The organism is Paenibacillus sp. J45TS6 (assembly GCF_018403285.1).
Classification (GTDB): Bacteria; Bacillota; Bacilli; order Paenibacillales; family Paenibacillaceae; genus Paenibacillus.
Map to the genome: position 1 here is coordinate 86,124 of NZ_BOSJ01000011.1, position 26,012 is coordinate 112,135.

The 26,012-nt window shown below is 42.1% G+C and carries 25 protein-coding genes and 1 riboswitch; of the genes, 9 read left to right on the top strand and 16 right to left on the bottom strand.

The genetic code is table 11. The features are described from left to right. The first annotated feature begins 102 nt into the window (after positions 1-102). Complete coding sequence (gene hemQ, locus KJS58_RS16530) at positions 103-849, top strand: hydrogen peroxide-dependent heme synthase (protein WP_213534050.1); 747 nt, start codon at positions 103-105, stop codon at positions 847-849. Between the two features lie 66 nt (positions 850-915). On the opposite strand, the gene KJS58_RS16535 is transcribed toward hemQ, so the two are convergent. Both KJS58_RS16535 and KJS58_RS16540 read right to left on the bottom strand, forming a co-directional pair. Continuing rightward, positions 916-1,167 (bottom strand): hypothetical protein, encoded by a 252-nt coding sequence (locus tag KJS58_RS16535; RefSeq protein ID WP_160034815.1) that lies wholly within the window; start codon positions 1,165-1,167, stop codon positions 916-918. Between the two features lie 3 nt (positions 1,168-1,170). Then, entirely contained in the window at positions 1,171-2,361 is a 1,191-nt protein-coding gene (locus KJS58_RS16540; RefSeq protein ID WP_213534052.1) for an NAD(P)/FAD-dependent oxidoreductase, read from the bottom strand. A 496-nt stretch (positions 2,362-2,857) separates the two neighbouring features. Between KJS58_RS16540 and KJS58_RS16545 the strand changes: the two genes are divergently transcribed. Then, complete coding sequence (locus KJS58_RS16545; RefSeq protein ID WP_213534053.1) at positions 2,858-3,865, top strand: NAD(P)/FAD-dependent oxidoreductase; 1,008 nt, start codon at positions 2,858-2,860, stop codon at positions 3,863-3,865. A gap of 84 nt (positions 3,866-3,949) precedes the next feature. Then, entirely contained in the window at positions 3,950-4,228 is a 279-nt protein-coding gene (locus KJS58_RS16550; RefSeq protein WP_213534054.1) for a hypothetical protein, read from the top strand. On the opposite strand, the gene sda is transcribed toward KJS58_RS16550, so the two are convergent. After that, on the bottom strand, positions 4,225-4,368 hold the full coding sequence (gene sda, locus KJS58_RS16555) for a sporulation histidine kinase inhibitor Sda (RefSeq protein WP_160034807.1): 144 nt from the start codon (positions 4,366-4,368) through the stop codon (positions 4,225-4,227). The two genes, KJS58_RS16550 and sda, sit on opposite strands and share 4 nt — an antisense overlap. Positions 4,369-4,683: 315 nt before the next feature. Further along, positions 4,684-5,343 carry a YheC/YheD family protein gene (locus KJS58_RS16560; protein WP_213534055.1) on the bottom strand — a complete coding sequence of 220 codons (660 nt, stop codon included), beginning with the start codon at positions 5,341-5,343 and terminating at the stop codon, positions 4,684-4,686. Positions 5,344-5,540: 197 nt separating this feature from the next. On the opposite strand from KJS58_RS16560, the gene KJS58_RS16565 reads away from it, so the two are divergent. Together KJS58_RS16565 and KJS58_RS16570 are read left to right on the top strand one after the other, a co-directional pair. Continuing rightward, positions 5,541-5,744, top strand: coding sequence for a hypothetical protein (locus KJS58_RS16565; protein ID WP_213534056.1), 204 nt, complete (start codon positions 5,541-5,543; stop codon positions 5,742-5,744). Between the two features lie 111 nt (positions 5,745-5,855). Then, a complete protein-coding gene (locus tag KJS58_RS16570; protein ID WP_213534058.1) occupies positions 5,856-7,385 on the top strand; it encodes a Ppx/GppA phosphatase family protein in 1,530 nt (509 codons plus the stop codon). On the opposite strand, the gene ppk1 is transcribed toward KJS58_RS16570, so the two are convergent. Beyond that, positions 7,360-9,453, bottom strand: a complete 2,094-nt coding sequence (gene ppk1 / locus KJS58_RS16575; protein WP_249717466.1) for a polyphosphate kinase 1 — start codon at positions 9,451-9,453, stop codon at positions 7,360-7,362. The two genes, KJS58_RS16570 and ppk1, sit on opposite strands and share 26 nt — an antisense overlap. Positions 9,454-9,739: 286 nt before the next feature. On the opposite strand from ppk1, the gene KJS58_RS16580 reads away from it, so the two are divergent. Then, positions 9,740-9,967, top strand: a complete 228-nt coding sequence (locus tag KJS58_RS16580) for a hypothetical protein (protein ID WP_160034799.1) — start codon at positions 9,740-9,742, stop codon at positions 9,965-9,967. Between the two features lie 70 nt (positions 9,968-10,037). On the opposite strand, the gene KJS58_RS16585 is transcribed toward KJS58_RS16580, so the two are convergent. From KJS58_RS16585 to KJS58_RS16600, 4 genes are all read right to left on the bottom strand, one after another. Then, on the bottom strand, positions 10,038-10,415 hold the full coding sequence (locus KJS58_RS16585; RefSeq protein WP_374705829.1) for a VOC family protein: 378 nt from the start codon (positions 10,413-10,415) through the stop codon (positions 10,038-10,040). A gap of 230 nt (positions 10,416-10,645) precedes the next feature. Next, positions 10,646-14,440 carry a glycosyl hydrolase family 18 protein gene (locus KJS58_RS16590; RefSeq protein ID WP_249717469.1) on the bottom strand — a complete coding sequence of 1,265 codons (3,795 nt, stop codon included), beginning with the start codon at positions 14,438-14,440 and terminating at the stop codon, positions 10,646-10,648. Between the two features lie 456 nt (positions 14,441-14,896). Then, positions 14,897-15,637: a hypothetical protein gene (locus KJS58_RS16595; protein WP_213534064.1), complete on the bottom strand. Its 741-nt coding sequence runs from the start codon at positions 15,635-15,637 to the stop codon at positions 14,897-14,899. 246 nt (positions 15,638-15,883) lie between these two features. Next, complete coding sequence (locus tag KJS58_RS16600; protein ID WP_191801981.1) at positions 15,884-16,243, bottom strand: HesB/IscA family protein; 360 nt, start codon at positions 16,241-16,243, stop codon at positions 15,884-15,886. A 364-nt stretch (positions 16,244-16,607) separates the two neighbouring features. Between KJS58_RS16600 and mqnE the strand changes: the two genes are divergently transcribed. Together mqnE and KJS58_RS16610 are read left to right on the top strand one after the other, a co-directional pair. Next, entirely contained in the window at positions 16,608-17,714 is a 1,107-nt protein-coding gene (gene mqnE, locus KJS58_RS16605; protein WP_213534066.1) for an aminofutalosine synthase MqnE, read from the top strand. Between the two features lie 177 nt (positions 17,715-17,891). After that, on the top strand, positions 17,892-18,953 hold the full coding sequence (locus KJS58_RS16610; RefSeq protein WP_213534068.1) for an NAD(P)/FAD-dependent oxidoreductase: 1,062 nt from the start codon (positions 17,892-17,894) through the stop codon (positions 18,951-18,953). 18 nt (positions 18,954-18,971) lie between these two features. Here the strand turns inward: KJS58_RS16610 and KJS58_RS16615 are convergent, their stop codons facing one another. Then, entirely contained in the window at positions 18,972-19,223 is a 252-nt protein-coding gene (locus KJS58_RS16615) for a YuzB family protein (protein WP_213534070.1), read from the bottom strand. An 81-nt stretch (positions 19,224-19,304) separates the two neighbouring features. Here KJS58_RS16615 and KJS58_RS16620 point away from each other — a divergent pair, with 81 nt between their 5' ends. Then, entirely contained in the window at positions 19,305-19,553 is a 249-nt protein-coding gene (locus KJS58_RS16620) for a NifU family protein (protein WP_160034785.1), read from the top strand. Positions 19,554-19,600: 47 nt separating this feature from the next. On the opposite strand, the gene KJS58_RS16625 is transcribed toward KJS58_RS16620, so the two are convergent. From KJS58_RS16625 to KJS58_RS16650, 6 genes are all read right to left on the bottom strand, one after another. Further along, positions 19,601-20,371 carry an SDR family oxidoreductase gene (locus tag KJS58_RS16625; protein ID WP_213534072.1) on the bottom strand — a complete coding sequence of 257 codons (771 nt, stop codon included), beginning with the start codon at positions 20,369-20,371 and terminating at the stop codon, positions 19,601-19,603. 132 nt (positions 20,372-20,503) lie between these two features. Beyond that, positions 20,504-21,343: a MetQ/NlpA family ABC transporter substrate-binding protein gene (locus KJS58_RS16630; protein ID WP_213534074.1), complete on the bottom strand. Its 840-nt coding sequence runs from the start codon at positions 21,341-21,343 to the stop codon at positions 20,504-20,506. Between the two features lie 48 nt (positions 21,344-21,391). Then, positions 21,392-22,060, bottom strand: a complete 669-nt coding sequence (locus KJS58_RS16635) for a methionine ABC transporter permease (protein ID WP_213534176.1) — start codon at positions 22,058-22,060, stop codon at positions 21,392-21,394. Further along, positions 22,047-23,072, bottom strand: coding sequence for a methionine ABC transporter ATP-binding protein (locus tag KJS58_RS16640; protein ID WP_213534076.1), 1,026 nt, complete (start codon positions 23,070-23,072; stop codon positions 22,047-22,049). The genes KJS58_RS16635 and KJS58_RS16640 overlap by 14 nt, the downstream gene beginning before the upstream one ends. A gap of 101 nt (positions 23,073-23,173) precedes the next feature. After that, positions 23,174-23,306, bottom strand: a riboswitch (SAM riboswitch). Between the two features lie 117 nt (positions 23,307-23,423). Beyond that, positions 23,424-24,143 carry a Cthe_2314 family HEPN domain-containing protein gene (locus KJS58_RS16645; RefSeq protein ID WP_213534078.1) on the bottom strand — a complete coding sequence of 240 codons (720 nt, stop codon included), beginning with the start codon at positions 24,141-24,143 and terminating at the stop codon, positions 23,424-23,426. 58 nt (positions 24,144-24,201) lie between these two features. After that, on the bottom strand, positions 24,202-25,977 hold the full coding sequence (locus tag KJS58_RS16650) for a UbiD family decarboxylase (protein WP_213534080.1): 1,776 nt from the start codon (positions 25,975-25,977) through the stop codon (positions 24,202-24,204). Positions 25,978-26,012 lie beyond the last annotated feature (35 nt).

Genomic DNA, 26,012 nt, shown 5'->3' on the forward strand with positions numbered 1-26,012 from the left:
TCATTTGCCCTGCTCCTTCCGCCTTTGATACAATAGAGTCATTGATTTGATAGATGAAATAATCTGATATACAAAATTTAATATCATATAGGAGTGAAACAAATGAACGAAGCTGCATCGACTCTGGAAGGCTGGTATGCTCTTCATGATTTCCGATCCATTAACTGGGCCGCTTGGCGTTCTGCTGATGAGGAAGCACGCGCTGTTGCTTTAGACGATCTGCAAGAATTTTTACAAGAGTGGACTTCTGTTGAAGAAGCTGGGAACGGCAGCTCAGCCGTATATACGATCATCGGCCAAAAAGCTGATTTTGTAATGATGCATTTACGTGAATCTTTGGAAGACTTGAATGCACTTGAAAATGCATTTAACAAAACGACTTTTGCTCGTTTTACGACCAAAGCTTACTCTTATGTCAGTGTAGTAGAACTGAGTAATTACCTCGCTGGTAAAGATGCTGATCCGATGCAAAATCCAGAAATTGTAGCACGTCTGAAGCCAATTCTTCCAAAAAGACAATATATTTGTTTCTATCCAATGAATAAAAAGCGTGAACTAAGCGATAACTGGTACATGCTCTCTATGGACGAGCGTAAAGCGATGATGAGAAGTCATGGTCTGATTGGACGCAGCTATGCAGGCAAAGTAAAACAAATCATTACCGGTTCTGTTGGTTTCGATGATTGGGAATGGGGCGTTACTCTCTTCGCCGATGATGCTCTTCAGTTCAAAAAGCTGGTGTACGAGATGCGTTTTGATGAAGTTAGCGCACGTTACGGAGAATTCGGTTCTTTCTACGTAGGTAGCCTGCTGAATCCGGAATCTTTCGAAAGTATGTTAAAAGTATAATGTAAATGAGCTCATATAATAAAAAGGATGCCCTTATGCGGCATCCTTTTTTGCATGTTTATTCGTTTAGTCATTCTCTTCTTCAAGCTTTTTTAAGGATTCCAGGAATTCAGCCGTGGCCCGATCCCGGTCCCGACCTTTTTCTTTTAATCTTTCAATAGCGGGTAATATCAAAATGTCGATTTCCTTTTGCACGATATAGGATAGATCATACTTTTCCTGCTCTTCGAGATAACTGCCAACTTCCATTAAGGCATGATATCGATCCAGTTCATCTCTTTTGAGTAGTCCTCTTACCTGTACACTGCAATGTCTCATGGTTTAAAAGAACCTTCCTTTTTGGAGTACAAGCGGTATACCGCCAATCACATATAGATAGCGAATATCCACTGCTTTTTTCAGCTGTGCTGCTTTCCATCCCTTCCACTTCTTCCCGTTCACAATCGCTATGGCTTCCCCTTTACCGAGTGAAGCGACCGTTCCTTTGTGGCTAAATGTGAACTTGCTCAGCTGTTTCCCGCGAATCGAAAGGGCTATATTTTTCGCACAATTAACCCCTTGCTGCATAGCAATTTGAGCCGTCGGTGGATAAGGGCGGCCATCCTTGTTTAGTACGAGTGAGCTGTCTCCTATAATGTAAATATGATCGTAACCTGGCGCTCTCAAATACTCATCTACTTTGACACGTCCGCGTGTCACCTCAAATCCGGCATTCTCGATCAGCTTGTTACCTCGAATTCCCCCCGTCCACACCACGGTAGAGGCTTCAATTCGTTCGCCATCTCCAATGATGACACCACCGGCAAAACACTCTTTGATCGGCACGCCGATTCGAAGAATAATCCCTTTATTCTTTAGTACATCCATAGCATACTCTACTAGTTCTTTATCAAAGCCGGGAAGCGCCGTGGGAGCTGCCTCGACATTATAGAGTTCAACTTTTTCTGGATCTACATCAAACTCTTTGCATAGACGAGGTAAGCGGTCTGCCAGTTCAGATACAAATTCTACTCCGCTAAAACCAGCTCCTCCAACCACAAATCGCAGACGGCTTGCTACGTTGTCATTTTTATAACAAGCAAACTGGTATTCAATATGTTCTCGAATTAATCTTACGGAATTAATACTGCGAATCGTCATTGCATGTTCTTTCATCCCGGGAATCCCAAATGTCTCGGGTTCTCCGCCTAGACTGACGACCAAAATATCATACGATAAGGTGCCGTCTTCCAGTATTACTTTTTTCTCGTGCGGCCTAATATCTTTTACAGCAGATTTCACAAGATCGATCTTGAACTCGTCAATCAGCTTAGAAATGGGTACCCTTGCATGATCAATAGTATCCGTTCCAGCAGCTGGCATGTGCAGATGCGTTGTTATGTAGTGGTAGTCATGCCTGTTTACAAGCGTGACATCTGCTTCATTGTAGTTCAGTTCCTTTTGAAGTCGCTGTGCGGTTAATATACCGCCATAGCCTGCGCCAAGGATGACGATCTTAGGAATGTTACTCATGCGCCTACCCCTCCAAAATCATTCAACTCATTAATAAAAGGCCTAAGAATATAGCATGAAATTAACGCGTGAAAGCGATAATTTCCAAGTAAGGATTGCTTAGGCATCCTATAATCCCAACTTATAAAAATTGATTACGATCCACCTAAAGACAAAGATAGTTCTATCCCTATTCATTAAAACGACATGTTATGTCATGAGGTTTCAAAACTTTATAAAATAAACGGAAAATACGTAAAAATCAAGAAAAAATTCACGCAACAAAAATGATAGCGATACAACCTTAAAATAGCAAGTGAAAATATACCCTTTTATAGGTGTAAAATAATGAACAACTACTTTAAATACAGGTAAAACAGAATGGAAGTCACCTTTGCAACAAATTGCGGTAGTGTCTATAATGAAAATGACTTTAAACTTAAGAATCGACAATCTCGTGGATATCCGTGACGTTATTGATTCACAATAACATATAGAGAAAGGTGTGTTCTATAAAATGACGACCTCTGCATCTGAAACTACTTACGAGATGACCGATTTACTCATTATCGGCGGTGGTCCTTCCGGAATGTTTGCTGCTTTTTATGGCGGTATGCGTCAGGCATCTGTAAAAATTGTGGAAAGTATGCCTCAACTGGGAGGCCAGCTTGCCGCTTTATACCCGGAGAAATTCATTTATGATGTAGCCGGCTTCCCTAAAATTACAGCAGGAGAACTGGTGAATAATCTCCTCACACAAATGGATCGTTTTGATACAGACATTAGACTTGAAGAAAAAGTCATTTCTGTAGAGAAAAAAGAAGAACGGCACTTCGTTGTTACGACAGACAAAGATGTTCATCATGCAAAATCCATCATTATTACAGCAGGTGTAGGCGCTTTCGAACCACGCAGACTGGATCTAGAGGGCGCAGCACGTTTCGAAAAAGCAAATCTTCATTATTTTGTAAGTGACTTGAGCCGTTTCGCAGGTAAAAAAGTGCTGATCAGCGGCGGCGGCGACTCGGCTGTTGACTGGGCACTTATGCTTGAGCCCATTGCTGAACAAGTTACACTAATCCACCGCCGAGACAAATTCCGTGCACACGAACATAGTGTTGAGAATCTGATGGCTTCCAAAGTAAATGTGATCACTCCTACCGAAATCGCTGAGCTGCACGGAGAAGATCGCATTACAAAAGTTACTCTCTCTCATGTAAAAACCAAAGAAACACAAGAAATCGAAGTCGATGATGTCATTGTAAACTTTGGTTTCATCTCTTCTCTTGGTCCTATTGCTGAATGGGGAATTGATATTCAAGGTAACTCCATCGTTGTTGACACTCGAATGGAGACAAGCATACCTGGCATATTTGCAGCGGGCGATATTACCACATACGAAGGCAAACTAAAACTGATTGCTGTCGGCTTCGGTGAAGCACCTACAGCGGTCAATAATGCCAAAGTATATGTGGACCCGAGTGCCAAATTATCTCCTGGACACAGCAGCAATATGAAAATGTAATATTTAGTTAAATGATAATTGAAGAATAATACACCAATAAAAAAGGGTATCTTACTCCTGACAACCATTCAGGAGGGATACCCTTTGTCTTATATGTGCCCACTATGTAACGGTCTTAATATACCTGCTGCACAACCTTGCCCCACCTGTGGTGAGCCTATCGTGGATTACGGATTAACGGAAGATTACGCCGGGCCTTACAGCCCATATGTGTCATCTTCCGATTATCTTACGATACCAGAAGCTAAAGGCTACTGCATTCACCTCATGTTCTGTCCTCACTGTCTGACGCAGTCTTCCTATGCTGTAGAAACATGGGAAGTGCAAGGTCATATTAGACCGTCAAACCACGAGGATCTCTAATGAAAAATGGCAGGGACGTCGGTGTTCAGTTCACGCCTGAGGATCTCACCTAATAATAACTCGATGAAATCGCGTTCAAGCTGAAGCTCGATTGCCATGTGATAAGAATCGAGCAACATCTCATCTGAAAGCATAGCCATCTCCGACACAACCTTTCTTTATTTTCCTCGTCTCTATTCTATCAAAGATCAAAAAGTAGAACAAGCGTTCTGTTATCCACAACCAAATGTGGAAATCCTGTGTATAGTTTGTTAATAAATAGAAAAATCCGAAGTTCTAAAAGGAAGGATATGTGGACAAAATTTATACACAGGACAATAAAGTCATTTTCCAAAAAAATATATTTTAATTATTATTAGAGAAATTAGCTAGATTCAAAGTGAAATGACTAGAAAAAAAGAAACACCCGAACTTATTAACCATTAATTATCTTCCCTAATCACTTTTTTATCAAATCATTGCGGTCTCGTGTTCACTTCCAGAATCCATATTTTACCGGAGTGATCGAGCCCATAGTCAAAGCCAAGTTCACCAATGCCTGGGAACCTTTCTTCTAGAAGTACGGTGCAGGTCCGTGTAAGTTTACGCATCTCTTGCTGTTTCACTCTCGCATCAATATGAGGTAAGGAACGACGTAAAGCCTCCCGGCATTTCAGAAGCGTTCCTCCTTTACATACATTGGTTATGACGAGACCTTTTCGAGCATGCCTTCCAAGCATGGCTGTAATCTTCCACTCTGTCTCTTTCTTCACAAATTTTACTCGGTAGTCAATAGGACGTCCCTTCATACGAGCCAAAGTAATGCCTTGCTGAATAAGATAAGTTCTTCTCAATTTATTTTTTGCAAGTGAACGATACATCGATTTATAGTTAGAGAAGCTATACGTATGAGACATTTTCGTAAAGGAATATTTCTCTCCCTCTTTACTCACACGGATAACTCCGTTCCCACCCCCGCCATGCACAGGCTTAACAAATACCATTCCATATTTCTGTAACATATCTTTCAAATGTTGCTCGGTAAATATCGCTGTTTCTGGGATATGATTTGCGATATAAGGATTTGTCTGAAGAACTTCTGTTTTGATCCACTTACTTCCAATAGTTCGATTCATACGTTTCCCTCCTTCAGAACATAAAAAATGAAGTCAGATCGAGTCCTCATATATATATATTTCTGTAACTCTTTCTTCTCTTGTATGTCTGTCCTTATAGAAACGCCTTTTTATGAGGGAAAAGAGAATTGGGATTTTTACCAAAGATAGGCTATATTAAGAGGTAGATTACGATTAGGAAAGGAGCTTATTACTTCGTGGCTCAATTTATTGAAAGTTTTTATGGGGTTGCCTATTTTGCCATGGCCATCGTACTCGTGGCGGTCACCCTCCTCACCTTTATCACCGGCATTAAGTTTATTCGTGATAAAAAACATATCGGATTTGGAATCGGCTGTATTGGCTTTTCCATTCTTTTTACCGTAATTATTATAGAAGCCATTAAGTTAGTTAGCGCTTAAGCATTGGATCACAGGGAACCATCTTCTCCAAATAAGAGAGAGGTGGTTTTTTCGTATATCTCTTTTTCGGTTACAATAACAAAAACGAGGAAAGAAGGAGCTGTGCTACCTATGTCGGAGCGTATGGGAATCATTGATATCGGATCAAACTCCATCAGACTTGTAATCTATGAAGTGCTGAATATGGGAGCCTACCGGGTTTTATTTGAGAAAAAGTATGCGGCAAGACTGAGTCAAAAGGTAAATACGGACGGGACGATCAGCTATGAAGCAATCAGCTCTATTCTGCCGGTACTTCGCAGTTATCAGGATATATGTGCAAGCTACCAAGTAACTCATGTCAGAGCAGCCGCTACAGCGGCGATACGCAATGCACAGAATAGCGGCGACATAACGAAGTGGATTAAGGAAGAAACTGGTCTTGAAATCCAACTGATCTCTGGCGAAGATGAAGGGCGCCTCGGCTTTCTGGGTGTCATTGAGTCCATTTCCTTATCTGACGGATTTATTATTGATATCGGCGGAGGAAGTACGGAGATTACTCTTTTTCTAAACGGGCAATATGAGGAAAGTCTTTCTATTCCATACGGTGCTGTAAATGCGCATGCCCGCTATGGAACTTCTACTCACTGGAGTCGTGAGATGGTAGACGATTTTCGTAGTTCCATACATACCTTTTTAAAAGAACACGATTGGACACAGCAGCATCCAGGTCTTACACTGGTTGGTCTTGGAGGCACGGTTCGTTCTCTAGCTAAGATGGTACAGAAAAAACAAGAATATTCTCTTCCCGTCATGCACAATTACCGAATGGAACCGGAAGATATTCGCGTATTTTATAATACCCTTCCTTATATTCCTTCAGATCAACGAAAAAAAACACCCGGCTTATCAAAAGACCGGGCTGACCTGATCATACCTGGTGTAATTTTGTTGCAAACGATCTTCGACTGGTTGGAATCTACACATTACATCGTCAGTGGAGCAGGGCTTCGGGATGGGCTCTTCTATGAACTCATGCAAAAAGACTATCCTGATTACATGAAACAGGAAGTATTAACAAAAAGTATTTGGAATCTGCTTCATTTTCATTCCATTGCCCCCGCAGGGCATATGAACCAAGTCCATTCCTGTATGCAGCAGCTGTATCAGATGCTTGAAGGGGAAGCTTCGGTATCCGACAGCAGAATTATGTATGCCTCCTCCATGCTGTATCGCATTGGGGAACAAATTCAGCATCATAAAGCAAGCCAGCACTCACTCTACTGGATTAAGAATCACGGAGTATGGGGCCTTAGCCACCGTGAAACGATCATCACTGCCATCATAGCCGACTATCATCCAAAAGGCCGTACTCCTGCTGAGATCGATTTTCATCAAGACATCTTATATTCAGAAGACTATAAACGAATTATTCGCCTTGGTTCACTGCTAAAACTTGCTTCTGCCTTGTATGGAAACGGAGGAACTGCCGTAGAATCGATGACAATAGACAAAAAGGACGACTTCCTGCAGCTACATTTAACTTGCCGCAGAATGCCGTCTATGGAACAGAAAGAAATGGAAGACATAAAAAAAGAAGTAGAAAAAGCTTGGAAAATACACTTATATTGGACTATCTCGATTTCTTCCAAGTCTTAATCTGAATCGCCTCAAATTGACTCCGAAGTAAAGGCTCCTTGTTATTCACCGGGACATAGGTTCCGTTAGATAATAACAGGCGGGCCTTTACATTGTCTTGAAGCGAAAGTTCCAGCGTATTCACCAGTATTTCTTTTAATTTGCGGTCATTAACCGGGCACATGAGTTCGATCCGGCGATCCAGATTTCTTGTCATCCAGTCTGCACTCGATAAATAAACTTCGAAGTCTCCTCCATTCTCAAAGTAGAATATACGCGAATGCTCTAAGAAACGATCGACAATACTGATAACTCGTATATTCTCGCTGATCCCTTCAAGGCCCGGACGCAGGCAGCAAACCCCTCTAACGATAAGCTGAATTTGTACTCCTGCTTGTGAAGCTGCATATAGTTCATCAATCATTTCCTGATTAGAAAGAGAGTTCACCTTGGCAATCATTCTTGCCGGTTTGCCGTTCTTGGCATTTACTGCTTCTCGCTGGATCATCTCAAACAATTTATTTTTCAGACCCTCTGGTGCGAGGTGAATTTCACCCAGCCCCTGAGCTTCTGAATAACCGGTAATCTCATTAAATACCTGTGAAACATCTTCACCAATCTGTGGACTCGAGGTTAATAACCCGATATCCGTATAGATCCGTGCCGTGTTCGCGTTATAGTTACCCGTGCCTACATGAACATATCTGCGAAGTGTATCTTGTTCTCTGCGTACAATTAGAATGATTTTCGCATGCGTTTTGAGACCTAATAAGCCATAAACTACGTGGCAGCCGGCTTTTTCAAGTTCTCTGGCCCAAGCTATATTTCGTTCTTCATCAAATCTTGCTTTGAGTTCTACGACGACGGTGACCTGTTTCCCCATCTCCGCAGCATGTGCCAATGCAGGAATTAACCGTGAGTCTCCATTGACCCGATATAACGTCATTTTGATCGCCATTACATCTGGATCTTCTGCTGCTTCTTCCAGAAAATCTGTCACCGCATCAAAAGATTCATAGGGATGGTATAAGAGAACATCTTGTCTGCGTAAAATTTTAAAAAAGCTTTCGTCCGTATGAAAAATTTCTGGATATACCGGTTTCAGATTCGGATATTTTAAATGATTGTATCCTTCAAGCTGGTCAACAAAACTGCCTAGAAACCCAAGATCCAGCGGACCCTGAATCTCAAACATCTGGTCGTCTTTAATACCGAATTCATGCTTTAAGTACGCAAGCGCATTCGGGTGAATGCCCTCCTCCACTTCAAGGCATACCGGAGCTCCCCGCCGGCGGCGTCTTAGCTCTTTTTCTATTTCTTCCAGTAAATCTTCTACTTCTTCTTCATTAATATAAAGATCCGAATTTCGGGTTAACCGAAAGCCATGAACCGACTCTGGTATGTACCCGCTGAACAGCGTATGAATATGATGTTTTATCAGCTCTTCGGTAAGGATAAATGATTTTTTCTTACTGTTCGAACGGAGTGGAACCTGAATCACTCTTGGAATATTGGAAGGGACTTGGACGATAGCAAAATAAAATTCATTTGCGTCTCCTTCTTTCCGCAAGACGACAGCGAGATAAACAAACTTATGATGCACAAGGGGAAAAGGTCTGCTTTGATCTACAGCCATAGGTGTTAGCACAGGAAAAACAATGTCATGATAATATTGCTCCATTGCCTTCTGCTGGGTTGCATTCAGATCTGTATACTCCATAAATACAATGCCTTTTTTGGAGAGCTGTCTCATGAGATCCCGATAGGAGCGGTACTGTTCCTGAATCATCTTAGAGATCCGCTTCATTAATCGTTTGTATAGACCCGTTGGTGTGTAACCCGAAAAATCTTTTTTCATCAGCTCTGCCTTTATCTTCTCTCTCGTTTCGGCAACCCGCACACTCATAAATTCATCTAGATTCGAGGTAACAATGGATAAAAAACGAACACGTTCTAATAGAGGTGTATCCACATTTTGTGCTTCCTGAAGTACTCTTCGGTTGAACTCGAGCCAGCTTAAATCTCGATTCAAATAAGAATATACTTCACGTTCCGTCCTGTTTTCTAGAATCACATTCTCTTTTTTCATAAGACCCCTCACAGTAAGAATCATTGTAGTAGCTTATTCTATTGTAAACCTTCTTAAAAGAGTCAATCATCAGCCCTATGTTAAATTTATGTAAATATCATGTAAAATCTTCCATTCAGTTGCATATATATATCATAGATAGAATGAAGAATTCATAAAGTTTCGAGCACGAATCTGCCAAATTCTATCGAATGCTTTACAATAGAGTAGAGAGAAGGTAAAGTGTTTACGTCAGCTCTCTTTAGGGCATTAGAACGTAATTAACACCTAATAGAAGGAGGATACGATGAATTCTAACAAATCTAGAACGCTGCAAAAAAACATAGAGTTTTTTACCGCCGCCTTATCTCAAACCGTCGTTTCCGTCTGGCAGGAAGATTCCGCAGGCGTATATTGCGAAATCGCTCGCGGATATGTAGAAATGTTTTCTAATGATCAGGTTCGAGTTAGAAGTGAGGATGGGATGGAACACCATTACTCCAGAGATACCGTTATATTTCAAACCGAGGTTTAATATATAGATACGACTACACGACACGAAGCAGTTATCCGTTGTAATGTAGTCGTTTTTTATTACTTACAGGTTAGGATGAATAGGGTGCATCAAATTCAATGATGTTCTGATCAGGATCGAGTATGAAAATTTGGGCAAATCCAGCCACACTGTTTGGTCTTGCTTCGTAGGGGATTCCTACTGATTCAAGCCAATGTTTTGTCTTTTCATAACTTTTTACCCACACAGCGAAGTGTCCGTCAGTTGTATCCACGCCGCTGATCCGAAGTGTCTCTCCTGTGGGGTGTTGCAATAGATGCAGCTGATACCCTTCTCCGATCGCATACCAAACTCCTGTTGAATCAAAAGGAGGCCGCGTTATCTGTTTTAATTGTAATTTTTCAGAATAGAACTGATGAGCCCTCGTTAAGTCTCGAACAGCCAAACTCACATGATGGATTCGTTCCATTTCAATCACGATGGTTACACCTCTTCTATTTCTTTTGTGTATCTATATAGGAAATATATTACAAAATAGTCTGTAATGCTATGCTAACACATCCTGCGCTTCTTGTTGACATAAAATCACGGATTATCGATATACTATTTGTTTTTTTATGATGCAGGTAAAAAATACAGAAAGGCTGTCACCATCTCTGTAGTGATGGTGACAGCCTTTCCTTGTAATCCATAATAAATTTAATTAGACAGTTGCAAATAACGAAGTGTTCTCATCAGAATGACAACGGCTTCTTCTTTCGTTACCTTTTTATGTGGAGCCAGCTGACTCGAAGATACTCCATTCAGCAGTTTCTTTTCAACAAGCAGTGCTACGGACGTCTGGGCATAAGGTGAAATATCTCCACGGTCCTTAAATGGTGCAAGGGAAGCTGCGTCAGCCTCTTCGTGCTTACCTGCATAATGAAGTACATTCACTATGATCACCGCAAGCTCTTGACGAGTGATATCCGCTTTTCCATTAAATGTACCATCCGTTTTTCCTTTTACAAGGGATGCTGCTTTGGCGGCAGCAATCTCTTTCTCATACTTTGATCCCTTAGTTACATCAATGAAGTTAGTGTCGTTTGCATTTGGAAGGAGCCCTAGACCTCTTACGAGAATAGAAATGACCTCTTCGCGTGAAATCGTTTCTTTACCTTGAATACTGCCTTTTACATCAGACAGAAGAATCTGCTTCATCAAAGCCTGTTCCACATCTTCCCCTGCCCACTTCGAGACTGAACCTGTGAATATACTGCTGCTTTGTGCCAAGAAGTAAATACCGCTTGCTGTTTTCTTCATCTCTACCATAACCTTGCCATTAGCAGAGCTCGTTACCAATGTCGGTACAGGACGAATTTCATTCGTACTTTGAAGATAAACGAACCCGCTCAGTTTTTTCTTATCTACTTCTTTTGCATCCAGTGTAATGAGTTCGCTGATATAAAAGGTGCCGAATCTACTGACCTCCTCTGCTGTTCCTTGAGCTTTCATGTGCTCTACCTTCAGGTGCATTGGCTTATTCACAGTCCTCAGGTCTTTAAGCCAAGCATTTAGTCCCTTATCCTCTGTTTCGGAAATTGCTGAAACCATTACTCTGCTATCCCCTGCTTTTGATAATAGGGACACAGGAATATGTTGTTCCGCTCCGTTAATGACCAAGATCAGTTTTGCTGATGCAGATTTCTTACGGATTTCTTCAATTATTGCTTGCGGAAGTGTAACTTCATTCTGATCCGTATTGGTTTTTACGATCACCCTAAAGTTCGTTTCCGCTGCTTTACGGATGGTTTTTAGAGCCTGATCTGTAACGACTGTAATTTTTGCTGTACTTCCATCCATGACCACTTTCGTCTCTAGCTGATTTGTCCCCAGTTCCTGTGCTGGTGGAGCTGGCGTTACAGTAACAGGAGTAGATGGGCTTGTGTTGGTGTTAGGATTTGGATTCGGCTGCGGGTCAGATCCAGGGGAAGTCACTTTTACTTTTTGAGTTATAAAATTCGATACTTTTTCCACGGAATCGCCCGATCTCTTTGTTGCGAGCAGCCGTACCACATGATCTTTGCTTGCATCTACAGAAATGGTATAGCTATTTTTCTCCGTTGCCCCGATATATTCATTGTCTATAAATACTTCGTAATGGGTCGCCCCTGGCACAGTGTTCCAATGCATTTGGTACTTCTGATCTTCTACTTTTTCAAAGCTAACATTCGTTGGAGCCTTAAGCTCTTCTGTATTCACAGACCCGTCCATTGGAAGATTGGAGGCCAGTTCATTAATTAGTGTATGACTGCGATCACTTGTTACATCCCAGTTCATTGAACCGGCAATATCCAGTGATCTAACCATGGAAGCTGTATATTTCATTGTGGTTTCATCATTATAAGTTAAGAATATCTTCGTCTCTGGATTGTATACGTAAGATACTTTGGCTGCCTCATTCCACGTTTGAATGTATCCATTTTTATTCACATAGTTGTTCTCGATATCCGTAAAGTCATAGATGCCGGCTTCCCAAGATCCTTTCGGCGGAGCGCCAGTACATACTGCATATTCTCCTGGCGAAGGACAATCAGACCAGCCTTTACCGTAATATGGTACGCCTGCTAACAACTTGTACTCAGGAACACCTCCGTTTAAATGACCGAGTAAAGCACCCAGCACATTGTTACGAGGAGCAGAACTTTTAGGAAGATTACGATCATAATACAGCGGCGCATTGTGATTCGCTAATTGTTCCCACGTTCCGCTGTAGTCATAGGTCATAATATTGATGAAATCAAGGTAAGTGACGGAGTTTTGCAAATCCGCATTTACCACGAAATTATCTCCTTGTGCTGATGCAATCGTTAGTAAATAATACTTGCCGTCTTCAGCACCCGCTGCATCCAAAGCTTCACGAGCAGTTTTCATGAGAAGTGTGAAATTTTCCGTATCCTCCGGACCGCGTGAATTATTGTCTTCCCCGCCCTCTACTGGATACTCCCAGTCAATGTCGAGCCCATCTAAATCGTATGCTCTCAGGAAATCTACTGCAGAGTTCGCAAAAGCCCGACGAGTAACTTCGGAGTTCGCCATCAATGAGAAATAATCTGACCAGGACCAACCGCCAACAGATATCATCATTTTGAAGTCCGGATTTTCCGATTTTTTTGCATTAAAGCGATTGAAATTTTGGATGTCTTTCTCCTTATCACCGATAATCATCTCCCCATCAAACACATAATCTGATTGGAGTGGAATGGCTGCATCCTGACAAGGCTCTCCTTTACTATTGATGCCTTTCCAGCAAAGATCTGCAAAAGCATAATTGACATGAGTAAGCTTTGTAACGGCTACATCTTCAGGCTGAAAATTACGTCCATCGGGATATACAGCCCAGGCAGGAAAATAAGACACATGGCTGTAGCTGCTTCCAGGTACCGCAGAAACTCTGCCACTTGCTTCTGATGTCCAAAGACTGTTTTTGGCAATAACGTAGTATTCATACTTTTGTCCTTCCGCTGCATGATCTGCAACATAACGAACGTCTGCAGTCGTTCCGATCTGAACTCCGTTCTGGTATACCTCATACTCCGCAGCTCCAGGGACAGGCGCCCAGCCAAGACTTACCTCCGACCTCGTAGCAGTAATGACACTAAGTCCTTTAGGAGCAACCAGCTCCCCCCATGTGATCGTTACGGCATTGCTGTTCTTTGAGACAGGGTAATCTGTCTTCTGAGCAGCAACTTCAAACTTGTATGTCTTTCCTTGGGTGAGTCCACCGTCAGGTTTGTACTCATACAATGTATCCTGTTCGTTCCAAGTTCCACCGACCCATCCTCCATTTACATAGACATCATATCCGGTTGCTCCAGGGCTTGCTCCCCAGCTGAGGTTCACCGCATCAGACGAAACATCACTAAGCGTTAATGAGCTCGGTGGTGTGAGCGGTGTATCCGGATATTCACTTGTATCCGCAGGAGTTGTGAACTCTAGAATATCACTTTTGTTCCCCGCATCGCCGTTCCAAGTAATGTAGATCCGGTATGTAGTTTCCGGATTCAGTCCGGTAAGGGTTCGCGTGTAATAACTTCCCCATGTGATCCAGGCATTTGTATCCGCATTATAGATTTGAATGTCGTTATCCTCGACATCTTCCCGGAAATCCCACTCGATTTTAGCTGTATTATGCCTCAGACCATCTTCTGCCAATCTTAGATGCTGAGGAGCGGTCATATCAACTTCTTCATCAAGAACTTCATCTTCAACAGTGACTTCACTTTCATCAGTAACTTCAGTTTCACTTGGTGGTACTCCACTTTCATCCGGCACTATACTTTCGCTTGGCAATTCACTTTCAGAAATAGCATCATCCGCTGAAGTTGTGACAGGGGCAGATGAAGCAGATGTTATTCCTTCTTCCGCATGAGCATAAGAAGGTTGGACCAAGGGTGTGAAAATTAAGATAAATGCAAGGAAGAAATTAATCCATTTGGTTTCTTTTTTCCTCAAAAATGAATTCATTTTTTTCACCTCTATCAAGTTATTAAATTTGTAAATTAAGTTAACCTCTGAAGCCGTTCATAGATTTGGTAGGTTGTTATCGGAAATTTAGCGTGGGTGTGAATTGAATTTTTTAAAGAAGTACCTGCATGAGGATTGAATACGAGCGATGTAGGACGTTTTTTTTGAAAGCGTTTACTAGATTATCTACAATACTAATGACCGCCTCCGTAAATGTGGCATTTCCTGCTTATTCCCTCCTCTCCGTACGGCTGTAAAATGACCAACTGGAGTTACTTTAATAATGGATCTGATATAAAAAAATAAAAAGGGGAATAAACCTGCAATCCTGGGATAATATTTTCTTATCCTTGAATAAACCTTTGTATAATAAAACAATATAAAAAAACACCTAGAGTCCATCCAGTGGATGGATCATAGGTGTTAGGTACGATAAGAACCCTATTATTTACTCTCCCACACGACACGACTCGTGACCAAATCGATAATTGTTGCATTTTCGACAAAAGCGGCAAGCTGTAACGCATCCTGTTTATTTAAAAAAGCATCAAAATAGGAACCATCTACATATAAAGCAACACCATGTTCTTCGGAAGGCACTTCGGTAGAAGTTTCTGCATTCGTCAAAATTGCCTCTGCGCTGTCCTTGCTGGGTTGTTCTGTTTCTTGCGAGAATACGTTCAGTAGCGGCGCAGTTTCTTCTATTGCTATTACGGCTTCACTCTCTACGGTTTCACTCTCTGTAGTAAACTCATCGGTCTTTTCAGGCTGATCCGTATCTGTACCATCTGCATATTCAGTCGTAATCTGCTCTATATCCCCATCTTCTGTCGAAACAAGAAATTCCGTAGTATAAGGTTCCTGATAATAAACCACCTTATTGGAAGAAGAGCTTAGTCTCATAAAGCTCAAAAACGTCTCAGTGTACGATACCGTAATCGTTCCTTCTGTAGCATTTGGAAGCTGCTTATACTCCACGATTAACTGACCTTCTGAATCATACCAATCATTATCCAGTGCTTCCTGTTTAAACTCGCTAAGCGCCACAGATGAGGGCGGAAACTCTAAGTAATCTGAAGCTTTTTTTACTATATGTTCTGAGATGGGCTGTGCAATGTAATCCGAAAATACAGGTTCAACTACCTTTTTCACCAGAATCAATAGAACTGCACAAATAATCAGCATGACAAGGATAGTTCGTAGGACCCTATTTATGTTATTCGCCATCATATTATCCCCTTTTTCTATGTACAAAGACCTGCTTATATAAAAGATATCGGTGAGTACGATCATTATGATGAGTCTAAATCATTCATAAAAAAACAAAAAACCTCCTGAACTAAGCATCACTTTCGCTATACTCAGGTTCAGGAGGTATTGTCCTACACATTTTAAAACCAATATGAAATTTTTATTGTATGAAAACCGCTTTTAGCAAGGCTCTTCGTTTGGTTTGCCTGCATCTGTTGCCGTACGGAAAGAAGATCCGCAGCCACAAGTGGCAATCGCGTTCGGGTTATGAATCGTGAATCCCCCGGTCATACCGGATTCTTCAAAGTCGATTTCCAGACCTTCTAACAGACGAAGACTGTCTTTCTCCACAACTACCTTCATATCCTGAATCGTCATAAATACATCTTGATCTGTTTCGTTATCGTCAAATCCCATTGCATATGAAAATCCGGTACAGCCACCGGGTGCTACGCCAAGACGCAAAAACATATTTGGTGTTTCTTGTTGCTCGAGCATCTCTTTCAAACGCTCTGCTGCTGTATCACTAATGGTAATCATCGGTCATACCTCCTTCTATCTAATAAGATTCAATCATCTCACGTTCAAAGTGACGTAAAAATAAGTTGAATTCCTATATCTTATGTAGAATTATACTCCACCTGTTCTCCTACCTCAAGAGATGAACATGGAATAAAGGCCCTAAGTAAACAAGCTTTTTACACCTATGTATTGAACCGCTCGGATGTGAGGTTTATAATAGTAGGGAATTGTACATGGAAATGTCGAAGAATTGTCACAAAAATCTGCTTTTGTAGCCGTAATTTTAGTTGTAACTTTTTTCACATTCTTAACATGACTACCGTTTGGTCTTTGAATCATTTTATTATGGAAAACATAAAGTCATGACTCAGGAGGAATTAGCATGTCTACATTAATCACACCATTTACAGATACCAAAATGGCTGCCATCGTCGAAAAAGTACAGAATGGACAGCGTTTGACACTGGAAGACGGTGTTTATCTTTATGAGAGCGATGATCTTCTTACGATCGGACAACTTGCCAATGAAGCAAATCTTCGCAAAAACGGTAAAAAAGTATATTTCATCGAAAATATGAGTTTGTATTTTACGAATGTATGTGAAGCACGCTGTGCATTTTGTAACTTCAGAAAAGACCAGGGGGAAGAAGGATCTTATACTCTTTCCGGACAAGAGATGATTGACTATGTAGAACAGCACATCCATCCTGGTGTTAGGGAGTTCCACATTGTTGGTGGACATAATCCTCATGTGCCATTCGAGTATTATGTTGATTCCCTGCGCGCTCTGAACGAAAAATATCCGAATGTTACGCTTAAAGCGTATACGGCAGCTGAAATTGACTTCTTCACACGAATTAGCGGCCTCAGTGTCAAAGAAGTTTTGCAAGAACTGCAAAACGCAGGACTCCAATCCCTCACAGGTGGCGGGGCAGAAATTCTATCTGATGAATATCGTCAGAAAATGAAAGTAACCAAAGCCAATGTTGATCGCTACCTCGAAGTCCACCGGACAGCTCATCAGCTTGGTATGAAGACACACACAACCATGCTTTATGGTTCTGTTGAATCCTACGAAGATCGAATTCAGCATATGCTTCAAATTCGTGAGCTCCAAGATGAAACGGGTGGATTTATGGTCTTTATTCCGCTCTCGATGCAGCCGAAAAGTAAAAATGCCGGTATTATGCGCCGTAACTCAGCCTATGAAGATCTTAAAACCATCGCGATATCTAGACTCATGCTTGATAACATCGATCATGTGAAAGCCTATTTTATTAATATTGGTCCTCAATTAACGCAAGTAGCACTCAGCTTTGGTGCTTCTGATGTGCATGGTACGATTGTACGTGAACAGATCAGCCACGCTGCTGGTGCGCTTACACCTGCAGGGCTGACTCGTAAAGAACTGATCTGGCTTGTAAAAGGTGCGGGCCGTATTCCCGTTGAACGCGACACCTTCTACAATGAGATTGAAGTTTTCGAATAATGATCTGATACTTGAAAGAGTTCCCACTTGGATTCAGCTCTTTACCAAAGAGCTGAATCCAATTTATTGTTTCCGCAATTTACATTCATTATCCCATCATCCCATCGGCCTTATTATCATGACCGAGCGTAAACTAACATCTTTGCAAGATCGCATAAGAAAGGAAGTTATATCGTCATGAAAAATATCGTTATCCTCGGAGGCGGCTACGGCGGTCTTACCGTAATTAAACATCTTCTTGAAGGCTCTATCCCAAATGATACCCAAATTGTCCTCGTGGACCGCATGCCTTTTCAAGGGCTTAAAACTGAATATTACGCACTTGCTGCAGGGACTGTATCTGATTATGATCTGCGTGTGCAGTACCCTGTTCATGAACGTCTGACCTATAAATATGGTGAAGTTGAATCTATTGATTTAGAAGGAAAAGTGATTCAAATTCAAAATGAGGACCCCCTTCCTTATGATCAATTAGTTATTGGTCTTGGGTGCACAGACCGTTTTCATGGAACCCCGGGTGCAGAAGAATATAGTAATACCATTCAAAGCTTCCGAAGCACACGTGAGACCTATCTGCGCCTTAGTGAAATCAAGCCTTATGGCCAAGTTCACATTGTAGGAGGAGGACTCAGCGGAGTCGAAATCGCTGCTGAAATCAGAGAAAGCCGTTCAGATCTAAATGTAACCATCTTAGACCGAGGTGATCGTGTTCTTTCTGCTTTTCCGCAGCGATTATCTGCTTATGTAGGAGAATGGTTTGCAGAACATCAGGTAGAGATTAAAAATCATATTTCGGTATCCAGGGTTGAACCCCATGCCATTTATAATCGGGATGAAGAAATCGTAACTGATGCGGTAATATGGACAGCAGGAATTCAGCCTGTAAAAATCGTCCGTGATCTAAATGTACAGAAAGATCCCCAAGGCCGAGTTACTCTTAATGAGTATTATCAAATTCCTGAATATCCTGAAGTATATGTTGTGGGTGACTGTGCGAGCCTTCCTTTTGCACCAAGCGCACAGGCTGCAGAAGTGCAAGGAGAACAAATTGCACATATCATTCATGCATTTTGGAAGAATGAAAAACCCAAAACCGAAGCTCTCAAACTGCGCGGTACTCTAGGAGCACTTGGCAAGAAAGCTGGTTTTGGGCTTATGGGTAAGACATCGATGATGGGACGTGTTCCGCGGATTCTGAAAAGCGGTGTCCTCTGGATGTCAAAACGTCATCTGGGTTAAAAAAGAGAGGCTCTCCCTTTAAAGATCCAGGTCATTCCATGCGTCAATTTCTGCAATTTTGGACAAAATGGCTTCATGTAGTTCCTTTGCACTTGTTGCTGTGACAACTTCCCCATTCACAAGAGCAAATGGAGTACTGCTGCATTGTCCGCAATTAGTGAGGCATCCGTATTCGATTACATCATATTCGAGGTTTTCTTCCAGTGCCTCAAAGACCTCATCCGTTCCAAAATGCATGTTGTTGGTACAAAATTCAATAATGGGTCTCAAATTATTCACCTGCTTTAGTTTTGACCATTTTATTTTGACTTCAATTGTACTATAATAAAGGGAAGGAAAGGAGTTGACAATATGAGCGAAAACGTACAAAGCAGCACCATGTATGATGAAGTTCTAGAAGTTCTTGATAAACTTCGCCCATTCCTGCAACGCGATGGCGGTGACGTGGAATTGGTTGATGTTGAAGACGGCATCGTTAAGCTGAAACTAATGGGTGCTTGCGGTAGTTGCCCAAGCTCCACCATTACATTAAAAGCAGGGATTGAACGCGCACTCGTTGAAGAAGTAGAGGGCGTACAAGAAGTAGTTCAAGTATTCTAATCATCCCCTCAGCATATAAGAGAGTCCCGAATAGGGGACTCTCTTCTTTATTCTGTAATGGTTGGACGAATAGGATCGAGTCCTCCCGATATATCCATAATATTCCCAGTTATAAAGTCCGATTGATCCTGACATAGGTAATGAATAACTCTTGCCACATCTTCTCCGCTTCCTGGTCTTCCTCTTGGTGTCTCCTTATCAATTAACCCACTTACTTGTTCAATGGTCATCTCTTTATGCGCTCCCCGAATATCACCAGGGCAAATCATATTTACGGTAATACCATAAGGTGCTTCTTCGACCGCAAGCGTCTTTGTAAAAGAAACAAGCCCTACCTTCGCGGAGGCATAAACCGCTCGCTGTGGCCAAGATCTCGCTTCACCCGCATGACTAAATCCGAAATGGATAATACGTCCCCAATTTTTCTTCCGCATACCCGGAAGCACCCGGTGATCTAACAACATCGTCCCTACCAGGTTTCCTTGCGTTAACATCATAATGTCTTCTTGCGTATATTCCGAAAACAGCTTCCGCTCCCTAATGAAAGGACCGGCGTTGTTTATAAGTATATCCACTACACCAAGCTTATGCTCTACTGTTGAGATCAACCGTTCGATATCTTCTGCCTTACATATGTCCGCCTGTACTGCGATGCAACGAACTCCCAGCTTTTTGACGGCGGCGCATAATTCCTCTGCTTCCTTCTGACTATGCACATAATTCAGAGCAATATCATACCCTTCTGCTGCAAGCCGAAGTGCTGTCATCTTGCCAAGTCCCTTTGCGCTTCCTGTAATCAGAGCGACTTTGTTGTCCAATATCCCTTCCTCCTCCTAAAAAGAGCGGTTCCTACTCAGTATAATATAGCTGGAGTAATAAGAAAAGAAAGGAAGGATTTCTACAGAAAAAGAACCTGCCTCTGTGAACAGAGCGCAGGTTCTTCGTCATTTTTAGAATGCAGGAACGATCGCTCCCGCATAGTTATCTTCAATGAACTTCTTGATTTCATCGGAATTCAGAGCAGCATTAAGCTTTTGTACAGCCTCATCATTCTGATTGTTCTCACGAGCGACAAGCAAGTTCGCATAAGGAGATTCTTCATCTTCAATGAACAAGGCATCCTCAAGTGGATTTAAATCAGCTTCAAGTGCATAGTTCACATTGATTACAGCGAGATCTACTTCACCCAGTTGTCTTGGAAGCATAGCTGCGTCCAGTTCAACGATTTTCACATTTTTCGGGTTCTCCGCAATGTCACTGATTTTAGACTCTACATTCGTGTTGTCTTTCAGTTTAATAATTCCGTTTTTATCAAGCAACATCAGGGCACGACCACCGTTCGTAGCATCATTAGGGATGGCGATCTTCGCACCCTCTTTTAATTCATCTGCAGATGTAACGGTGTTGGAATAAGCTCCAATAGGTTCTACATGAACATTGTTAAGAGCAACCAAATTCAAACCACGTGTTTTATTTTGATCGTCGAGATAAGGCTTGTGCTGAAAGAAGTTTGCATCCAGTTGGCTTTGAGACAATTGCACATTAGGCTGTACATAATCGTTAAAGATGGTGATCTCCAGGTCAATACCTTCTTCTGCAAGGATCGGCTTTACTTGCTCCAAAATTTCAGCATGCGGTACAGGTGATGCTCCTACTCGAAGGGTGACTCTTTTATCTGTCTGACCGCTATCGCCACTTCCTGTCGTATCATTACCAGCAGAATCATTTCCACATGCAGCTAGAACTAGTACCAATGCGAGTGTAAGACCAGACAATAACCATTTTTTCATCGTTAAACCCTCCTAATTTAGTAAATCCCTATCTCTTAAAGCGAATTGCTATTTACGTGTAAAATGTTTGACTAATCTGTCCCCTGCCATCTGCAGGACTTGTACCAGAATAATCATAACGATAACCGCAACAATCATCACTTCTCGTTCATACCTGTAATATCCATAGTTAATGGCTAGAGCACCAAGTCCCCCGCCGCCAACCATCCCGGCCATTGCGGTGTAGGATATGAGTGTGACCACCGTGATCGTAATTCCTGCAAGTAACCCAGGAAGAGCTTCGGGCATGAGCACCTTCATTATAATCTGCCCAGTTGAAGCACCCATCGCTTGCGATGCTTCGATAACACCTTTGTCTACTTCACGCAGAGAAGTCTCCACGAGCCTTGCAAAGAAAGGTGCCGCACCTACGACCAGCGGCGGGATTGTTCCCACCACCCCGATTGTTGTGCTAACAATCGCTTTTGTAATCGGAAGCATGGCAACAATCAGAATAATAAAGGGAACCGAACGTAAGATATTTACGATAAAAGAAAGTACAGTGTATATGACACGATTTGGCATAGAAGCAGATCGTGAAGTTAAAAACAGGATAATGCCCACCGGCAATCCAATAATAAAAGTAAAGATACCGGATACAAGCAGCATACTTAGTGTCTCTAAGGTAGCTTTTTGAATCTCATCCCAGTTAATTACGGAAAAATCAAGACCCACTATTTAGCACCTCCACTTCAAGACCTTGCATTGTCAAGGATTCAACCGTTCTTAAAATCTGTTCAGGATGTCCCTCTAAACGAACCATCAACTGACCATACGGCATCTGCTTGATTGTAGAGATTGTTCCTTGCAAGATTGCAAAATCCACTCCGGTTTGCCGCACAGTCTGCGATAAAATCGAATCATAGGTTTTACTTCCCAGAAAGGTGATTTTTACCGTTTGTGAATGCTCTAAATGCGAAGCCTGAATGGCTTCCACCATTAGATCGCTAACTTCCGTTTCCCGTAAAATAAATTCTTGGGTAACGGGATGTTGCGGTTTCAGGAATACTTCTGCCACCGGTCCTTCTTCTACAATCCCGCCTTGATGAATAACAGCCACCCGATCACAGATGGTCTGAATTACATGCATCTCATGGGTGATGAGTACAATCGTAAGATTGTACTTCTGATTAATATCAAGCAACAACTTAAGTATGGAGTTCGTTGTCTGCGGATCAAGCGCTGAGGTCGCTTCATCACACAACAGAACTTGAGGATCGCTTGCCAGCGCCCTTGCAATACCTACACGTTGTTTTTGTCCTCCGGACAGTTGAGAAGGATATTTGTTACTGTGGTTTGTAAGTCCAACCAGTTCAAGTAATTCCTTCACCTTTTGATCCACTTTCTTGTTGTCCGTTTTTACTAAACGAAGCGGGAATGCGATATTTTCGTAAACGGTAGCAGAACTCAGCAGATTAAAATGCTGAAAAATCATCCCTATTTTGCGCCGCTGCGCTTGAAGTTGCGATTTATTTAATTTCGTCATATTAATGCCGTCTACATATACTTCACCCGATGTTGGACGCTCTAATAAGTTAATCAACCGAATCAGTGTACTTTTCCCTGCTCCGGAATGACCGATCACACCAAAGATTTCGCCTTTATGAATAGACAAATCAAGCCCTGAAAGCGCAGTGGTTACCTGCTTTCCTTGTCCGTAATCTTTGCGGATATTTTTTAATTCAATCAATACGGTACCTCCTTGCCTTGCGGTCATTCTCATTTTGACTCATAGACACAAAAAACCCCCTTTTTCACAGAAAAAGAGGGCATCAATAGTTAAACGACTCCTTCTCATCTGCCAAGACCAAAACGTATGATCTTGAAGGATTTAGCACCATGTCATCCTATATAGAAAAACGATCTATAAAGAATCGGTTGCCGGGCTTCATAGGGCCTGTCCCTCCGCCACTCTCGATAAGAATGATATGCAATTATGAATAATGATAATGTCGAATGTTGACGTTTGCTAAACAAATTAATTGTTTCAGAAACTTAGTGAAAGTATATGATATTTCATAACACTTGTCAAAGGAAAATATTAAGAGCGAACCGTTTGTTTTTTCCAAGTGCTAATCATGTACTCAAAGGATTCATGTAAACTTCTCGAGACTAAATCCACACCAAGTTCCAGATCGGAAGTAAATGCTTTAAGGTCTTCCAGTTTCACTTTTCCATGCAGTGCTTGATGCCTTTGCCATAAATCATCTTGCATCTCCACATTCATATGATGAATCTCTGTGTTTCGCCTTTTACGAAGACGGTTCATGGGCTGATGATACTTATCTTTCAGGCTGCTTAATTTGATGAGAAGCGTCTTATGCTTTGGTTGCCCTTCGAGCTGTTTCAGAACCGTGAAATAGGAAAAATGTGCTTTGATTCTGGATGTTTCTAAATGATACCAGTCATCTAGAACATTACCCAGTTTGTCTAAGGTTGCAAACATACGGATGAAGCCGTCCTTGTAAAAGTATACGTATCTGGCATAATCGGCTTTTTCATCCGGCCCCATATCATCCGTTGATGCAGCATGGACCTTCGCCGCATAAATAGAAGCAGCAAACGAACTTTGTTCGAGCTCATCTAAAGATGTTATTAGTCCGCGGGTCCATATTTCCAATTCACGATAATCATGTGTTGGGTCAGTACTCTCTTTTATTTCATTCATAAGTAACTGCAACATACGCGCCATTGCATCCATGGCTTCTTTCAAGTATCCCGAGTTCACCCGGGGTGGTTCACCTAATAAAGTACGCAGCATATGAACATCCTCCCTGCACCTCATTTTTCCCCATCCAGGCACACAGAATCCCTGCTTCTTATTGGACCTTTGCGAAATATGATTTCCAGCGCGAATCGACGAGTTCCACAATATCTTCCCGCGGAATGACTTCTTCAGGGTAACCCGGCTTCATCCGTGCATCAATCACGATCGGCAAGGAGTACCCAATATGATTCCGTTTCACTGAAGTATCTGCATACATGTCACTTGCTGGATTAAAGCGAGTAAACACGGTCCATAAGAAGGACATCTGATTTTTCGCTGTTTCTTGTGCATGATCGACCAGAATGACGAGCGGCCAAGTCTGTTCGAGTGCCCCAAAACGTTCTACGAGCCGGCCTGCAAGTTCTGGTTCTTCCTCATAGGAAGCTCCCTCTACAAGCAATACCCCGCCGCAGTAAGGTTTGATATCGGATATTTCATTCACAAATCCACCTTCGTATGTGCGAGGAAGATCGCGCATTTTTTCTCCAACACCGACTAGGATGGCTTTACTTCCATGGTTCAGCTTATGACCGGTATAATCCAGCGTATCATGTGAAGTATGATCAAAAATAAACAGATCCGTCTTGGGATCAAACCGTTCTAGTACCGTTTCAATCAATGTCGTAAAGTTAGATAAATCAATCGCCTGATCGGTTAAAATCAAAAATTTGGTCAAAGACAATTGTCCTTGTCCAAGTATGCTGAATCCGGAGACTAATGCCTCACGCGAATAGCTTTCCCGTACAACAGCAGAAGCAAGCGCGTGAACTCCGCTTTCCGCATAGGCCCACAAATCTTTCACCGTCGGCATGACAATGGAATAAGCGGGAGATAATAAGCGCTGCACGAATTCTCCGAGATAGTAATCTTCTTGACGTGGTTTACCCACAATCGTCATCGGATAAATCGCATCTTTGCGGTGCCACATCCGTTCCACGTTCAAGATGGGAAACTCATGAGCCAAAGAATAATAACCGAAATGGTCGCCGAATGGCCCTTCCATTCTACGCTCGTGAGGCGGCACAATTCCTTTGATTACAAATTCTGCTTCAGCCGGCATGCGGTGTCCCCCGAACGGGTCATCAACCATTTTCAGCTTGTCCCCCATGATTAGAGATGCCATGAGCAGTTCCGGAAGTTTCTCCGGGATAGGAGCAATCGCAGACGCAATGAGAGCGGGAGGTCCACCTAGAATGACAGATACCGGTAACCCTTGCCCGCGCTGTTCAGCTTCATGGTAATGAAATCCGCCGCCTTTTTGAATCTGCCAGTGCACGCCTGTTGTATGATCATCATAAATTTGAATCCGATACATCCCAAGGTTATGATCTTTATGATCATCCGGATGTTCTGTATAAACAAGCGGCAATGTTAAAAATGGACCTCCGTCCAGCTGCCAGCTCGTTACCTTCGGAAGCATCTTCAGCGGGGTTTCTGTTTGATTTGCAGATAAAATGGGTGCCTCACTTCGCTGCACTGTTTTTAAACCTACTTTTAGCGCCTCTTTAATCAAGCCTCGTTCATTCCAGAGTGCTTTTGGTGTAGGGGGCATAAGCGTTTTCGTTGCACCAACAATGGATTTCATGAGTTCTTCAGGTCTTGGTCCAAATGCCATATCTACTCTACGGCTCGTGCCGAACATATTCGTGAGTACCGGAAAAGGAGTTCCTTTTACGTTTGTAAATAACAAAGCAGGTCCCTGCTCCTCAATGACACGTCTATGGATTTCTGCTATCTCTAAGTAAGGATCAACAGGCGCGTCGATAATAACAAGGTCTTTTTCCTGTTGTAATTTGGTTACAAACTCACGTAAATTTGAATAAATCAATGTGGAAGATCCTCCTTTATAAAACAAAGCCCTGC

Excerpts from the sequence above, each read along its gene's own strand:
- hemQ (WP_213534050.1), top strand. The coding sequence starts at position 103 with ATGAACGAAGCTGCATCGACTCTGGAAGGCTGGTATGCTCTTCATGAT.
- KJS58_RS16535 (WP_160034815.1), bottom strand. The coding sequence starts at position 1,167 with ATGAGACATTGCAGTGTACAGGTAAGAGGACTACTCAAAAGAGATGAA.
- KJS58_RS16540 (WP_213534052.1), bottom strand. The coding sequence starts at position 2,361 with ATGAGTAACATTCCTAAGATCGTCATCCTTGGCGCAGGCTATGGCGGT.
- KJS58_RS16545 (WP_213534053.1), top strand. The coding sequence starts at position 2,858 with ATGACGACCTCTGCATCTGAAACTACTTACGAGATGACCGATTTACTC.
- sda (WP_160034807.1), bottom strand. The coding sequence starts at position 4,368 with ATGGCTATGCTTTCAGATGAGATGTTGCTCGATTCTTATCACATGGCA.
- KJS58_RS16560 (WP_213534055.1), bottom strand. The coding sequence starts at position 5,343 with ATGAATCGAACTATTGGAAGTAAGTGGATCAAAACAGAAGTTCTTCAG.
- KJS58_RS16570 (WP_213534058.1), top strand. The coding sequence starts at position 5,856 with ATGTCGGAGCGTATGGGAATCATTGATATCGGATCAAACTCCATCAGA.
- ppk1 (WP_249717466.1), bottom strand. The coding sequence starts at position 9,453 with ATGAAAAAAGAGAATGTGATTCTAGAAAACAGGACGGAACGTGAAGTA.
- KJS58_RS16580 (WP_160034799.1), top strand. The coding sequence starts at position 9,740 with ATGAATTCTAACAAATCTAGAACGCTGCAAAAAAACATAGAGTTTTTT.
- KJS58_RS16585 (WP_374705829.1), bottom strand. The coding sequence starts at position 10,415 with ATGGAACGAATCCATCATGTGAGTTTGGCTGTTCGAGACTTAACGAGG.
- KJS58_RS16595 (WP_213534064.1), bottom strand. The coding sequence starts at position 15,637 with ATGCTGATTATTTGTGCAGTTCTATTGATTCTGGTGAAAAAGGTAGTT.
- KJS58_RS16600 (WP_191801981.1), bottom strand. The coding sequence starts at position 16,243 with ATGATTACCATTAGTGATACAGCAGCAGAGCGTTTGAAAGAGATGCTC.
- mqnE (WP_213534066.1), top strand. The coding sequence starts at position 16,608 with ATGTCTACATTAATCACACCATTTACAGATACCAAAATGGCTGCCATC.
- KJS58_RS16610 (WP_213534068.1), top strand. The coding sequence starts at position 17,892 with ATGAAAAATATCGTTATCCTCGGAGGCGGCTACGGCGGTCTTACCGTA.
- KJS58_RS16620 (WP_160034785.1), top strand. The coding sequence starts at position 19,305 with ATGAGCGAAAACGTACAAAGCAGCACCATGTATGATGAAGTTCTAGAA.
- KJS58_RS16630 (WP_213534074.1), bottom strand. The coding sequence starts at position 21,343 with ATGAAAAAATGGTTATTGTCTGGTCTTACACTCGCATTGGTACTAGTT.
- KJS58_RS16645 (WP_213534078.1), bottom strand. The coding sequence starts at position 24,143 with ATGCTGCGTACTTTATTAGGTGAACCACCCCGGGTGAACTCGGGATAC.